Source organism: Vibrio halioticoli NBRC 102217 (assembly GCF_000496695.1).
In the GTDB taxonomy this organism is placed as follows: Bacteria; Pseudomonadota; Gammaproteobacteria; order Enterobacterales; family Vibrionaceae; genus Vibrio; species Vibrio halioticoli.
Genome location: NZ_BAUJ01000004.1, coordinates 135,872 through 148,882, shown reverse-complemented (window position 1 = coordinate 148,882; position 13,011 = coordinate 135,872). Strand labels below are relative to the sequence as shown.

The following is a 13,011-nucleotide window of genomic DNA, read 5'->3' as shown; positions in this document are numbered from 1 at the left end:
TAAATATTTATGACATAGCATTTATCATAGCAGTGAACGCGCCATTAATAGCCGCACGTAAACCTTTATCGTCATCGCCACCTATAACTGCAATCAATACACCAGCCAATGCCACACCAATAATGCCATATTCAATCGCAGTAACACCGCGCTCATCTTTAATAAAACGAGTCAGAAAAGTTTTAAATATGTTCAAGTTCCTTATTAAATCATCATGTTAGGGAAACCCCAGAAGTCTTAACCAGAATAATTCGAGCAACAGCAACACCCAAGAGAGACTAAATCACCACAACAAACAAAAGAAACAATTCATTAACAATTACGCAAACATAAAGATACAGAAGGTATTTCTCGAATACCTGTAGGGTGATAAACATCACAACCTTACTCTTTATCAACAAAGCTTAACCTAGCGCTGATAATTCAAATTTTGCGACATTAATCTTAATGAAATAGTGTGTAATCAATATGTAAATTTTCGTGATGAAATAACATGCGTTTTTAGATGATTTATTATGCAGATTGAATTGCGGTGAGAATGCTACTGTAAAGTGAAGAAAGAGCAGCAATAAAGCCACTATCTTGATTGCCCATAATCAGCGCAAGTGCACCTGCGAGGGCAACTCCCATCATTCCATATTCGATGGCAGTTACACCTTGTTGGTCTGCTAGGAATCGTTTAAATAATTCGAACATTAATTAAAAATAAAAGTGAGTGGTGATTTATTATAAAAAATAGGAACAACTAAAACAAAATTTTCAAAATAAGCGTTGCTTCTTTATAAAGTTTAAATACCGGTACAAACAACGCTTAATAACCTACTAAATAACTACTGTTCGTTCTCTTCCTTTAAATACTGATGCCAATTAAAACTCAGATTCTGATAATTTTCTTCACACATCTCTTTTTGCTCAGCAAGATAATCGCCTTCAACCTCATTTAATAAATCTGCATGCGCTTTAGGATCACTGCCATAAACTAAACAAAGCGTGGCAAAATAACGCTGTAAATCAAAGCTGTGATCACCAACATACTCACCAAAATCATAATATTCACTCCCCTCTTCGGATTCATAGCTGAACATATCCGCCGCATTAATTGCCACTTGTGCGCCGTCCTCTAAATATTCAAGCATGATAATAGTCGCAAGGTTATCAACCGCATCTTCTTCTCGCCCAAGAATAGGGATTTCAACATCGGCAACAAGAGCGTGTCCGGCTTCATGCAATAAGGTATGCATCAAAGTATCTAACACGCCTTGATTAACTTCATCTGCTGGCCTGTTTTGAGAAAAGTAATGCTGCGCTTCAAGGATAAAGCTATAAGGGATAAATAAAGTATGAATGCTGGGATCATACAGCGGGCCTTCATCACCACCATAAACCAACGTCATAGCATTATTAAAAGGAAGCACCTCTTCCACCAACGCAGAAAATTGTTGGTTAATGCCACTTTCTACAATCATCTGGTAAACCGCTTGCTCATCCTTCCCTTTTGGAGATTGATACTTAAGGTCAACCATCTCACTCGCCAACACGGAAGATGCAATAACAAGTAATCCAACCAATGCTATCCTTAGCATATTAACCTCTTGATTAAATAAGTAAGTTAAGTGTAGTCAAAATCAACTTACAAAAGCTAAAAAACACCAATAAACTAGCCAGCATGGAAGCTGGCTAAGTATGAAGATCAGTATTTCATTAATTTAGCTATAAAGAACTATTCCTTTATTTTTTCATACGAGAACACGTATTTTAAAACCTCCTGAGCATTTTCATTAGAACTCACAAAGTACTGATCCAATAATCAAATTCAGGGCGACTCATGCAGTAATAAGGGCCAGTGTTCCTACGTGTTCGCTCAACCAATAGACGATATTTTCGATTAATACGGTAGCTCAACCAATTTTTATTTTTTTGCAACACCTTTGCCCGCATACCACGATGAATATCATTTGCTCTTATTTTCGAAATCATTCCCTTAGCGACAGCGACTACTCTAGGGTGTCCCTTTGGCGTACGAACTTGAATCTTCACTCCGTCAACCGTTATTATTTTTTGACGATTCATACCGTCACCAATTCATAACGTTGCGCAAATTTTGTCGCGTTAAACCCTGTCTCTGTCAATGCCACCTCAACGTCGCTACTGAGCAAAAGACGGCTTTTAAAATAACCTTGTTCATTATTTCCATTTTGGAAAAACGCGCCGTCAGGGCTTAGCATCAGATACGAATTAGTCATTGAATCATTATTTTCGACTGACATGACATCCCCCACCAACTGATGACGCGTAACAAAGGCATCAAAATCCTGATTACTAATGGTTTGGATAGAGTCGAATACAGGCAGAACGCGCAACACCTTCCACTTGTTTGGATGAAGATCCCCAATTAAACTCGTGAAGTTTTCCTGGTGATTAAATTGATTTACTACCGTATTAATTTTGAGTTCAGTATTGGGCGAATAATGTCTAACCTTTTGAAAGATGGACTGTAAACGCTCTGAAGTTAAGTTTTTACTCTTAGGGGTAACTCGACCAATCTGCTGCTGCGTCTCAAAATGAGATGAATCATAGCTAATCCCCAATAATTGGAGTTTTTGGCTGTGTTCGGCAATAAATTGATCGTCAATTAAGTGACCATTGGTGATAATGGATGTCTTGAAACCAAGTTCAACAGCGTAATCAAGTGCATCAATAAAGCGCTGTTTTAAAAGCAAAGGTTCACCACCAGCAAAATTAAGCCTGACACTGTCATACCGCAGTTCTTGCCAGATAGGGTTAGGTGAGAAGAAGTATTGCGCTAACTTCCTAAGTACCGCCTTCATGTCATCTAAGTTGCGATGGAGTTCGTTTGGTTTAGCCCATTTTGCGTAACAATAATGACAATCGTAATTGCATTTTTCGGTGATGTGATAATTGATAACTAATTGATTTGCTTGCTTCATAACACTACTCCTTTAGGTCTGTAGGAATAGTGTTAATCTGTGCAGTGCACAAAAAAGCGTTTTTTAGTCTGGCAATGAATTTAGTAGTATATTAAAGCTTTCTCCCTCTTGATACTCTTGACGAACTTTCTGAGCCAAGCCGGCTAACAATATGTCATTTTGCAACAATGCCGAATCTATCTGTTCTACCAGTTGAAAAGCCGTCGATAAATCTTGCTCCAACCAACAAAGTAAAATCTTATCTTTGTATGAGAGTGATAAACGTTGTGATCGTAGTAATTGATACAGCAATCCCATATTTTGTAAAGTCATGTCCATTTGTGGTAATCGCTGTTCGGAAAATGGGCATGTTAAGCGTGCATCTCTTAAATTAAATGACGTATCTTTCAATTGAGTAATAAAACCTCGCGCTACGCCCGATAACAGTATGGGCTCTTCTACTGCTTGCGCTTTCAGTAAGATCTCCTCACACAAAACAACACATTCGACTCTAACTGCCGCTTTTTCAAAAATGGCTTTAACAAACTTCGTATCATTAAAAAAACCATCCAGTACTAAAGCGTTAAACAGGCAATCTACCGCTTTAGATTTTAATAACTTCTTACCCCGCTTTCCCATGCTATCGTCGCTAAACCCCTCATTGACTATCAATGAGGATGGAATAACTTCGTTGCGTAAAAAACTATTTGCTTTGGAGCGCAGCAACTCACTACCTTCTATACCAAATAGATCTTTCACTGCTTGATTAGTTGTTACTAGCGGCATACAGCATTCTCTATCACTCTAGCTTCCGAAAATGCACGTTTAACGTTGACCGAGGCAATTATTACTGCCGAACGATAAACCGAAGGTGAACGGGAGTAAGAGCATTGACTATTGGCATGTATTATTGCGCCAAGGCAGTAACCTGCGCGAAAGCTTTCTTCTTTTGAAGTAGTAAAAAAAGCACCAAATCGTGAATTGTCTTTTTTGTTATAGAGCTCAGTGTATTCCTGACATGCAGAAATAAGAAACTCTACACTACCCGGTTTAGCATCCGAATGTTCGAGTGCATAGCTAGGGCGAGCAAAAATTAACAGAAACGTAGTCAGATAATATATGGGCTTCATTCTACCGATCCTTTAGTACTTACTGTGTCTGTGATTTCATCGTTTTTTGAGCCAATTCGGTGACAGCTATAGGTAAATGTCGCCGCTATCAAAAAATATGAGATTAAATCCAAAAGTGGCACCCTAGATAAATCAACCCACCCCAACTGAGGGTCTATTTTTATACAAAAAAGAAATAAAGCGGATAACAACAACATTAAGTGAGCTTGGTGAACAAATGGAGTAATGACTTTTCTCATCACTGATATATCAGCCCGTGAGCAAAGCTTTATATATTTATAAGTAATCACAACCAAGAATACGATGTACCCCGTCTCTACTAAATCGAGCTCGCCCAGTGAAAACGAATATTCGAACATTTCAAGTGGTACCATTACGTATATGTAAATACCTAGTAGAAACATGTTCATTAGCCATAACCATTTAAAAAAGATTTTGATTCCATGCCAAGCCCTTAGAGCTGTGCTTTTTTCTGTTTTCATTATTTTAGCCAATATCCTTATTTCCAATATGTTTGATTCTTCAGGGATCTTCGGCAACGACTCGCAATTCTTGTTCCTAGAACATGTCTATTTAGAATTCATTCGGTAATCTGCAATAAAAATTACGATGGTGCCTTATAGATTAACTTATAATCATGATACGTAATCCAAACAGATCCTAAAACTAAAGTTGAAATCTGCGCAGTTGAACACAAATGAAGCAAGCAACCTCAATAAAACTTACATTTCAATTAGTTACAGATCAATTTCAGCACTCTAAATGAAGTCATAAACCTAAGTTTCAACGGAATTACTCAAACCACCATTGATTTTCAGCCATATAACTCTTCAATCTCGGCAAGGTAACACCTTGCATATCACTGGCTAATCATTATTTAGCTTGAATGCCCCATCATAACAACGTCTCATGCGAAACTTAGCGCATAGCACACTCACAATTAAAAATACCCATCAATTTCAATACCTTGCTTAAACTGTGACAAAGGCATCGTTTCTTTATTTTGTATTATTTTATTGTATTAAAATATTACAACTTAGAGGGATCATAATGTTCAACTGTAAATTAAAAGCACTTACTCTCATTCTTGGCTTATCTTGCTCAGCATTGGCATCAGCGGCGTTAAATCCACACAAGCCACCATCAGAAAATTTTGATTTATCAAAATGGATGTTGAACGTTCCTATGGAAGATACTAAACCTGAGCGTCAAGGTCAGGTGATGGAAGTCTCTGTGCAGCAGCTAAATAAAGGCTATACGCAATCAGATTGGTTTTATACGGACCAGAAAACTGGTGCTATGGTTTTTGTTGCGCCAAACAAAGCAATGACGACGCCTAATTCAAAAAACGCACGCTCTGAATTACATGCCATGCTAGATCCAACCGAAGGCATTAACGAATTTAAACCTAGTGCCAACTTTGTTCTTTCTAGCCATGACAATGCACAAAACTATGGCGCAGTGGGCGGAAAACTAAGTGCCGTTCTTTCGGTTGACCACGTAAGTACCAGTGGCGACCACCGTAACAACGATTCATTTAGTGTAGTAATTGGTCAGATTCATTCAAAAGATAACGAACCACTGAAAATTTTCTATCGTAAATTACCGGATCAAGAGTACGGTTCGGTTTATTGGAATTACGAGAACAATGCTACTGGTGTAAATAAATCAAAACGTCTTGATATATCGCATGATGTGTTCGGCAAATCAAAAATTCGTTACGGTCAACCCGCGCCAATTGATGGTATTAAACTAGGCGAGAAATTTGCTTATAGCATTGATGTAGTGGGTGAAGAAATGCACTTAGTGTTTACTAAAAATCTAGATTCAGCCAAACCGATTAAGAAAACATTTGTCATGAATATTGCGAAAGGCCACTACCTTGGCAACACTTATGACGAAGGTTATGCGCAATCTGTATTGCATTTCAAAGCCGGCGTATATAACCAATGTAATGTGGGTCCTGTTGGTTGTAAAAATAATGGTATAGCTGCAGGCGATTATGCGAAAGCGAGTTTTTATAAACTGGACTTAGAACAATAATAAATGCTTCGCCAATGTATGCTCTGCCCCGTTATTACTCAATTGTAGTGACCATAATTGGACAGAGCATACATTTTCATATACTAAGATTTAACCGTCCCTTCTTTACCCATTCCCTCACCCGCATAAAGTAAATAATACTTTTAATTACTCAGTGGCAAACTAAACCATAAAGACTAGGCGCAACAGTAAACGGCTAAAATAGGACTAAAGCGTAAAAGAAACGAAAAAGGCACCCCAGAAGCACCCCAAAAAAAGCGGACCAAAGCTAAGTTATTGAATTTTAAGATAAATATATATGAAGTGGCGTCCCCTACAGGATTCGAACCTGTGTCTAAGACTTAGGAGGTCCTTGTTCTATCCAGCTGAACTAAGGGGACGCGGGCAGTCTTTTTATCATAGCTTGTTGTTAGCGACAATCTTTTAGTAAACCAGTTGGCTTATTTTTGTGCGAAGTATACATAAAACGGTCTATTCAATATCTCATTTCATTAGATACCTGATTTTCAATATTCACTCAATTTCAAGAATTAGATGACATATTGATAAATAGTCACTGATTGTGCTGTACAGAGAGTGACTTCCTGTTTCATAATCACGACCTCTCATGGGTTCACCTAACTTTTCAGGACATCGAATGGATACTATATCTGCTGCGGTCATGCTTTTTCTTATCATGGACCCTATGGGTAACTTGCCTATTTTTAGCTCTTTATTAAAACACGTTGATAAAAAACGACGTCGCATTGTTTTAATTCGTGAGTTGGTCATTGCTTTATTGGTCATGCTGTTGTTCCTGTTTGCAGGTGACAATATTTTGACCTTCTTAAGTTTAAATAAAGAAGCGGTGTCTATTTCTGGGGCTATCATTTTATTTTTAATCAGTTTGAAAATGATCTTCCCACCAGAAGGTGGACTTGGCGCGAGTTTAGGTGCAGGCGAAGAGCCGCTTATCGTGCCTTTGGCTATTCCTTTAATGGCCGGCCCTTCTATTATTGCGACTTTAATCTTACTGGCCCATAAAGACCCAACTCGTATGTTTGATTGGTCATTAGCTTTGGTTGCGGCTTGGTTAGCTTCTGCGGTTATTCTTATGTTCTCTGAACTGTTTGAACGTATTGTGGGCGAGAAAGGCTTGCAAGCGGTAGAACGTTTAATGGGTATGTTACTGCTTATGATTGCGGTACAAATGTTCTTAAATGGCATCGAAAGCTATTTAGGTTAAATATTCGCTTTATAGTCACCTACCCCCTGTCTACTAACGATTATTGTCAAACACGTAAAACTATTTTGTTTGTTTTGTACTTTATCGTAATAGGCAGGGCTGATAGTCTGAACTCAGTTTCCAGATACCGTTAAGGGTTTCCTATGAGTTCAGCACTATTCCAACCGATCAAGCTTGGCAATCTCTCCCTAAAAAATCGCATTGTTATGCCTCCTATGACTCGCTCTAGAGCCTCACAACCGGGCGATGTAGCAAACGATATGATGGCAACCTATTACGCTCAGCGAGCGCAAGCAGGTCTTATTATCTCTGAAGGTACGCAAATCTCACCTATGGGCAAAGGCTACGCTTGGACGCCGGGTATCTACAGCCCTGAGCAAATCGCTGGCTGGAAAAAAGTAACGGATGCAGTGCATGCACAAGGCGGCGCTATGTTCGCTCAGCTTTGGCATGTAGGTCGTGTTACTCACCCTGACAACATCGGTGGCGAGCAACCTGTTTCTTCTTCTGCCATCAAAGCGGAAAACGTCAAAGTATTTATCGACAACGGTACAGACGAACCGGGCTTTGTCGATGTAGTTGAACCTCGTGAAATGACCACCAGCGACATTAAAGCTGTCGTTAAAGAGTTTCATCAAGCGGCGTTAAACGCACTTGAAGCCGGCTTTGATGGCGTTGAATTGCACGCAGCAAATGGCTACCTTATCAATCAGTTCATCGATTCAGAATCCAATAACCGCACGGATGAATACGGTGGCAGCCTTGAAAATCGTCTACGTTTTCTGGATGAAGTAGTCGCAACTCTTGTAGATGCTGTTGGCGCAGAGCGCGTTGGTGTACGTCTTGCACCGCTAACAACTCTAAACGGCACTGTAGATGCGAACCCTGAGCACACTTATACCGAAGCGGCAAAACTGCTCGACTCGCACAATATTACTTATCTACATATTGCTGAAGTGGATTGGGATGATGCTCCTGACACGCCGAAAGAATTTAAAATTGCGCTGCGTAAAGCATTTAAAAATACTTTAATTTACGCGGGCCGTTACAAAGCAGAAAGTGGTGACGCAGCCATTGAAGAAGGTCTAGCCGATATGATTGGCTTTGGTCGACCATTTATTGCTAACCCTGATCTTCCACAACGTATCAAAGCTGGCGCGCAGTGGGCTCAGCACGATCCAAATACCCTGTTTGGCGGCGATGAGAAAGGCTTAACGGACTACCGGACTCTTAGCGAGTAACGTCCTTAACGCGATAAAAACACAACAGCCTCTTACACTTGCACAGTGTAAGAGGCTGTTTTATTAGCTAGCAGTTTAAACGTAGTTAAAGCTGATTGAGCACATTCACCAATAATTGCAGACGTGGCACAATGGTGTCGATCAATAGATATTCTTTATCAGAGTGAAGCCCTGCGCCTGATGGCCCAAAACCGTCTAATGTAGGGATGCCCATATTTGCGGTAAAGTTACCGTCTGATCCACCGCCGGCATTTTCCCACGCATACACTAGGTCTAGTTTATCGGCCTCAGCGCTAACCAAAGCAATCAACGCTTCCGTAGCTTCGGTTGGAATCATCGCCGGCTTAAAGCCTAGACGTTTCACTTCTACGCTAGCGCCCGCTTCAAACGGCGATTGCGCCATTTGCTCTAGCTTATGATGAATCGCTTGCGCTTCTTCGTTGTTCCAAAAACGCAAATCCACAATGGCTTGTGCAAAGTCAGGCACCACATTTACCGCAATACCACCTTTGATAGTGCCAACGTTCATGGTAGTGCCTGTCTCAAGATTGACCATATCTTTAATCGCCAATGACCAATGACTGAGTTCATAAATCGCCGACACGCCATCTTGTAGTGCAGAACCGGCATGCGAAGCCACACCATTAAAGGTCAACTCGTACTTAGCATTCCCTTTACGAGAACGAATCAAGTTGCCATTGGCGCGAGAAGCTTCACACACTAATACACGAGTGCTTTTAACCGCTAACGATTCCACCCAAGAACGCGAATAACGTGAACCAATTTCCTCATCACTGTTCAATGCAACCACAATGGCAAGCTTTTGTTTTTGCTCATCAGACATCATCTGCAATGCGTACCATGCACTCAAAATGCCTGACTTCATGTCCGTCACACCCGGCCCATAAATCTTTTCATCATCACGAGTTAAAGGACGCTTCGCGACTGTGCCATCAGGAAAGACCGTATCCATGTGTCCACACAGCATGACGTCATAATGCTGTGCATTCGGTTTATTGGTAATTTCTAAGCACGGACCAGCATCTTTATGTACGGTATGTCTTTGTACATGAAAGCCAATGCTTTCAAACATTGGCGTTAAAACATCAGCAACCTTAGCGATGCCTTGCGGATTATGACTGCCACAATCAATGTTCACCAAGCTAGATAATTGCTCGATATAGGTTTCTATATTTACAGAAGTTGTCATGTTACACCTCAAAAAAGCTCTCACAGAATGAGAGCTTTTGTTAATGACTCAGTTTGCTTATTAAAGCGTCATTGGAACTAGGTAAATCGTGCCGATAATCACCGTCGCTAAGCCACATAAAACAGGCACACTGGTCCGTTTTACCACTTCAAACGGACTGATTTTACCCATACCAGAAGTGGCTACGATAACGCCAGAAACTGGTGAAATTGTGCGACCTAGGTTAGACGCTTGCAACATTGGGATGATAAGAAACGCAGGGTTTACGCCCATTTTTGCTGCTAACGCTGGTGCAAGTTCAACAAACGCATAGAAAGGCGCGTTACCAGAACCCGTTGCGATAGCCGCCGCAACAGTTAGACCAGTAAGCAATAGCATCAACGCAATTGCGCCGGCACCTGCGTGGTCGGCTAGGTGAATAAGGTGGTCAATAGCGCCGATAGACATTAAGCCTTGCGCAAATACGCCCGCCGCGACCAAAAGCATAACCACGCCTTTGAATGCATCTGCCATACCCGCATAACATGATTCAAGATCTTCCAGAGCTTGTTTGCCATCAAAGCGTTTAGTCACGTAGTGAACCAAAGCGCCAATGAAGATAGACAATACCACGATAGTGTAAATATCAAGGGTTAAGCCAGGGATAGTGCGGCCGTTAAATATAAACACGCCAAAGATAGGCAAGAACGGCAATAACGCATAAAACGCTGGAGCATCTACTTTCATTTCTGAAAGATCGACTTTTTCCATTGGCGTATTTTCTTTTTTATCCAGATATTTATTCCAGAAGAATGCCGCAGCTGCCATAACGATAATGGCGCAAAACGAAACTGGTAATACCGTGTTAAAGGCAAACACATCTAAAGGCATGTTCGATTTAGCGGCAGCCACAACCACATCACCTGAAGTTGGCGACAAGATAATAGCGGCAGGAGAAGCACACACGGCTACAGCCGCAGGGCGTGAAATCCCCATTGCTGTCATCATAGGAAATAGCGTTGCCATTAATAGCACGCCCAGTCCTGTTGCTGAGCTCACTGCCAACGACATTAAACAGGCCACAATATAAGCGGCAACCAACAAAATATAAGGTGATTTGATGACTGAAAGAGGTTTGGAAAATTGTTTCACTACCACATTGTTGGCGCCAATATGAGTCATGTAAGAAGCAAAACCACATAACAACATAATTTGTAAGCCTAAGCCGCCGCCACGGTACTGAAGCATATATTTCACGAACTCAAGAGCATCAGTAAATGTATTTCCGGTTGATGCGACTTTAGCCGGTAATACTGTGTGCCCTAAGAAACCAGTAAGTAAGAGTAAGCATATCCCTGCAGTGAGCAATACCCCAGCTGCACGATAACCTTTGATGATAAAATAACCAACAATGATGGTAATTATTAGCCCAATAAGGAGCTCTAGCATATTAGTAAACCCTATATAATATGGAAATTATGCCGATTAAATTACCAGAGCTTGATTATTTTTATAGGGATTCAAATCAATCTTAGACACATTTATGCAGAATAAGATTACATTTTGTTACGTTCGTGATTAGTTTCTAGTTTTGCATAAGTAAATACCCAGAAAACGCAACTCAAACAAAACCATTAACAAACAATTAATCAATATTCACCCTTCAAAACAATCACGATTTAATAACTTTATACTTATGATATGAAAAGGGACAGTTAGTATTTAAAGCGTCTCGCTTTAAATACTAAGAGAGATTAGTTTCATAGCAGCTAACGATTCAATCCGTTTATTATTTGTACAGTAAAATGAATGATGATACGCAATCAATCCTTTCTGTCTTAGGCAAACTGTGTTTATCATAGTCTTCTGTCAGGGATATAAAGGGAACGGCAATGACTCAAGAACAGGATCGTCATCAGCAGCGTCAACAGAAGCTCAAACAAAAAGTGGATGAGAAAATCGCCAGTGCGGTAGAAGAAAAAGGACTATTACTGGTCATTACAGGGAATGGCAAAGGCAAATCAACCTCAGGGTTTGGCACTGTTGCGCGCGCTGTGGGTCACGGTTTTAAATGTGGCGTGGCGCAGTTTATCAAGGGAACTTGGGACAATGGTGAGCGTAACCTTCTAGAGAAGCTTGGAGTGGCTTTCCACGTTATGGCTACAGGCTTTACTTGGGAAACTCAAAATAAACAAGCTGACACTATTGCAGCGCAAGAAGTTTGGCAAGAATGCAAAAAGATGCTGCAAGACCCTAGCCTAGATGTGGTTCTATTAGACGAACTGACCTATATGGTCACCTATGACTATATCGACCTTGAAGAAGTACTCACAGCATTTAAAGAAAGACCGAGCCACCAATCGGTTATCGTCACCGGACGCGCCGCACATCGCTCGATTATTGAACTTGCCGATACCGTGTCAGAAGTGCGTAATGTAAAACACGCTTTTGAATCTGGGATAAAAGCACGTAAAGGTGTTGATTGGTAGGACGCTAAATATAAATAGAGGCCGCTAAAGAGCAGCCTCTGTTTTTGTATTGGCTTGAGTAAGATCTCTAGGACAACGCCCAATCAACTGCCGATTGAGCATGAATTATCGTCGTATCAAATAAAGGAACATCGGTATCATCGCTATTGATCAATAACCCAATTTCAGTACACCCTAAAATCACCCCTTGCGCACCTTTAGCCTTTAAATCTGCAATAATATCGACAAAGGCATGTCGAGACTCTGGCAAAATTTTACCTTGGCATAATTCATCATAAATAATGCGGTGCACATCGGCTCGTTGGCTCTGTGTAGGTATGGATACCGAAATGCCTTGCTCAATCAATCTCTGTTTATAGAAATCTTGCTCCATGGTAAAAGCCGTACCAAGCAAAGCCACTTGCTGAATATGATGACTTTGCAGCTCTTTAGCCGTCGCATCAGCAATATGTAGCACTGGAATAGAGACTACCTGCTCTATCTCTGGAGCAACTTTGTGCATGGTATTCGTGCAAATGACAATCGCCTCAGCCCCGGCAGCTTGTAAAGAAAGCGCCGCTCGCGACAGTATCTTAGCCGCTGCATCCCAGTCACCTTGACGTTGCAATTCTTCTATTTGCGCAAAGTTGACACTAAACAACACCAACTTGGCTGAGTTGAGCCCACCCAAACGCTGTTTTACCTGAGTGTTAAGCCGTTGGTAGTAGGTTTGAGTTGACTCCCAACTCATCCCACCAATTAATCCTAACGTTCTCATGCTTGCCTCA

General features: G+C 40.9%; 15 protein-coding genes and 1 tRNA gene. 4 read left to right on the top strand and 12 right to left on the bottom strand.

Annotation, left to right across the window (positions count from 1 at the left end; genetic code table 11):
- Positions 1-7: 7 nt before the first annotated feature.
- From VHA01S_RS02235 to VHA01S_RS02200, 8 genes are all read right to left on the bottom strand, one after another.
- The gene (locus VHA01S_RS02235; RefSeq protein WP_039970005.1) at positions 8-190 is read right to left on the bottom strand and encodes a Flp family type IVb pilin; all 183 of its coding nucleotides are present in this window, start codon (positions 188-190) and stop codon (positions 8-10) included.
- A gap of 323 nt (positions 191-513) precedes the next feature.
- Positions 514-696 (bottom strand): Flp family type IVb pilin, encoded by a 183-nt coding sequence (locus VHA01S_RS02230; RefSeq protein WP_023402719.1) that lies wholly within the window; start codon positions 694-696, stop codon positions 514-516.
- Between the two features lie 134 nt (positions 697-830).
- The gene (locus VHA01S_RS02225; protein ID WP_023402718.1) at positions 831-1,583 is read right to left on the bottom strand and encodes a DUF4344 domain-containing metallopeptidase; all 753 of its coding nucleotides are present in this window, start codon (positions 1,581-1,583) and stop codon (positions 831-833) included.
- Positions 1,584-1,785: 202 nt separating this feature from the next.
- A complete protein-coding gene (locus VHA01S_RS02220; protein ID WP_023402717.1) occupies positions 1,786-2,070 on the bottom strand; it encodes a ParE family toxin-like protein in 285 nt (94 codons plus the stop codon).
- Positions 2,067-2,948, bottom strand: coding sequence for a viperin family antiviral radical SAM protein (locus tag VHA01S_RS02215; protein WP_023402716.1), 882 nt, complete (start codon positions 2,946-2,948; stop codon positions 2,067-2,069). The genes VHA01S_RS02220 and VHA01S_RS02215 overlap by 4 nt, the downstream gene beginning before the upstream one ends.
- Before the next feature lie 63 nt (positions 2,949-3,011).
- Positions 3,012-3,713: a hypothetical protein gene (locus VHA01S_RS02210; protein WP_023402715.1), complete on the bottom strand. Its 702-nt coding sequence runs from the start codon at positions 3,711-3,713 to the stop codon at positions 3,012-3,014.
- On the bottom strand, positions 3,704-4,057 hold the full coding sequence (locus VHA01S_RS02205) for a hypothetical protein (RefSeq protein WP_023402714.1): 354 nt from the start codon (positions 4,055-4,057) through the stop codon (positions 3,704-3,706). The genes VHA01S_RS02210 and VHA01S_RS02205 overlap by 10 nt, the downstream gene beginning before the upstream one ends.
- A complete protein-coding gene (locus VHA01S_RS02200) occupies positions 4,054-4,539 on the bottom strand; it encodes a hypothetical protein (protein ID WP_039969973.1) in 486 nt (161 codons plus the stop codon). Before VHA01S_RS02200 ends, VHA01S_RS02205 begins: the two co-directional genes overlap by 4 nt.
- A 568-nt stretch (positions 4,540-5,107) precedes the next feature.
- Here VHA01S_RS02200 and VHA01S_RS02195 point away from each other — a divergent pair.
- The gene (locus tag VHA01S_RS02195; protein ID WP_023402712.1) at positions 5,108-6,100 is read left to right on the top strand and encodes a polysaccharide lyase family 7 protein; all 993 of its coding nucleotides are present in this window, start codon (positions 5,108-5,110) and stop codon (positions 6,098-6,100) included.
- Between the two features lie 304 nt (positions 6,101-6,404).
- Here the strand turns inward: VHA01S_RS02195 and VHA01S_RS02190 are convergent.
- Positions 6,405-6,480: transfer RNA gene (locus tag VHA01S_RS02190), tRNA-Arg, on the bottom strand.
- A gap of 257 nt (positions 6,481-6,737) precedes the next feature.
- Here VHA01S_RS02190 and VHA01S_RS02185 point away from each other — a divergent pair.
- Positions 6,738-7,325, top strand: a complete 588-nt coding sequence (locus VHA01S_RS02185) for a YhgN family NAAT transporter (RefSeq protein WP_023402711.1) — start codon at positions 6,738-6,740, stop codon at positions 7,323-7,325.
- Positions 7,326-7,468: 143 nt separating this feature from the next.
- Positions 7,469-8,566: an alkene reductase gene (locus tag VHA01S_RS02180; RefSeq protein ID WP_023402710.1), complete on the top strand. Its 1,098-nt coding sequence runs from the start codon at positions 7,469-7,471 to the stop codon at positions 8,564-8,566.
- A gap of 85 nt (positions 8,567-8,651) precedes the next feature.
- Here VHA01S_RS02180 and VHA01S_RS02175 read toward each other — a convergent pair whose 3' ends face one another.
- Positions 8,652-9,776: a M20 family metallopeptidase gene (locus VHA01S_RS02175; protein ID WP_023402709.1), complete on the bottom strand. Its 1,125-nt coding sequence runs from the start codon at positions 9,774-9,776 to the stop codon at positions 8,652-8,654.
- Between the two features lie 60 nt (positions 9,777-9,836).
- Positions 9,837-11,204, bottom strand: a complete 1,368-nt coding sequence (gene dcuC, locus VHA01S_RS02170; protein WP_023402708.1) for an anaerobic C4-dicarboxylate transporter DcuC — start codon at positions 11,202-11,204, stop codon at positions 9,837-9,839.
- Positions 11,205-11,647: 443 nt separating this feature from the next.
- On the opposite strand from dcuC, the gene cobO reads away from it, so the two are divergent.
- Entirely contained in the window at positions 11,648-12,244 is a 597-nt protein-coding gene (gene cobO / locus VHA01S_RS02165; RefSeq protein ID WP_023402707.1) for a cob(I)yrinic acid a,c-diamide adenosyltransferase, read from the top strand.
- Between the two features lie 67 nt (positions 12,245-12,311).
- Here the strand turns inward: cobO and VHA01S_RS02160 are convergent, their stop codons facing one another.
- On the bottom strand, positions 12,312-13,001 hold the full coding sequence (locus VHA01S_RS02160; RefSeq protein ID WP_023402706.1) for an aspartate/glutamate racemase family protein: 690 nt from the start codon (positions 12,999-13,001) through the stop codon (positions 12,312-12,314).
- Between the last annotated feature and the right edge of the window lie 10 nt (positions 13,002-13,011).

Excerpts from the sequence above, each read along its gene's own strand:
- VHA01S_RS02180 (WP_023402710.1), top strand. The coding sequence starts at position 7,469 with ATGAGTTCAGCACTATTCCAACCGATCAAGCTTGGCAATCTCTCCCTA.
- VHA01S_RS02230 (WP_023402719.1), bottom strand. The coding sequence starts at position 696 with ATGTTCGAATTATTTAAACGATTCCTAGCAGACCAACAAGGTGTAACT.
- VHA01S_RS02195 (WP_023402712.1), top strand. The coding sequence starts at position 5,108 with ATGTTCAACTGTAAATTAAAAGCACTTACTCTCATTCTTGGCTTATCT.
- VHA01S_RS02210 (WP_023402715.1), bottom strand. The coding sequence starts at position 3,713 with ATGCCGCTAGTAACAACTAATCAAGCAGTGAAAGATCTATTTGGTATA.
- VHA01S_RS02215 (WP_023402716.1), bottom strand. The coding sequence starts at position 2,948 with ATGAAGCAAGCAAATCAATTAGTTATCAATTATCACATCACCGAAAAA.
- VHA01S_RS02175 (WP_023402709.1), bottom strand. The coding sequence starts at position 9,776 with ATGACAACTTCTGTAAATATAGAAACCTATATCGAGCAATTATCTAGC.
- VHA01S_RS02225 (WP_023402718.1), bottom strand. The coding sequence starts at position 1,583 with ATGCTAAGGATAGCATTGGTTGGATTACTTGTTATTGCATCTTCCGTG.
- cobO (WP_023402707.1), top strand. The coding sequence starts at position 11,648 with ATGACTCAAGAACAGGATCGTCATCAGCAGCGTCAACAGAAGCTCAAA.
- VHA01S_RS02200 (WP_039969973.1), bottom strand. The coding sequence starts at position 4,539 with ATGAAAACAGAAAAAAGCACAGCTCTAAGGGCTTGGCATGGAATCAAA.
- dcuC (WP_023402708.1), bottom strand. The coding sequence starts at position 11,204 with ATGCTAGAGCTCCTTATTGGGCTAATAATTACCATCATTGTTGGTTAT.
- VHA01S_RS02185 (WP_023402711.1), top strand. The coding sequence starts at position 6,738 with ATGGATACTATATCTGCTGCGGTCATGCTTTTTCTTATCATGGACCCT.
- VHA01S_RS02205 (WP_023402714.1), bottom strand. The coding sequence starts at position 4,057 with ATGAAGCCCATATATTATCTGACTACGTTTCTGTTAATTTTTGCTCGC.
- VHA01S_RS02160 (WP_023402706.1), bottom strand. The coding sequence starts at position 13,001 with ATGAGAACGTTAGGATTAATTGGTGGGATGAGTTGGGAGTCAACTCAA.
- VHA01S_RS02220 (WP_023402717.1), bottom strand. The coding sequence starts at position 2,070 with ATGAATCGTCAAAAAATAATAACGGTTGACGGAGTGAAGATTCAAGTT.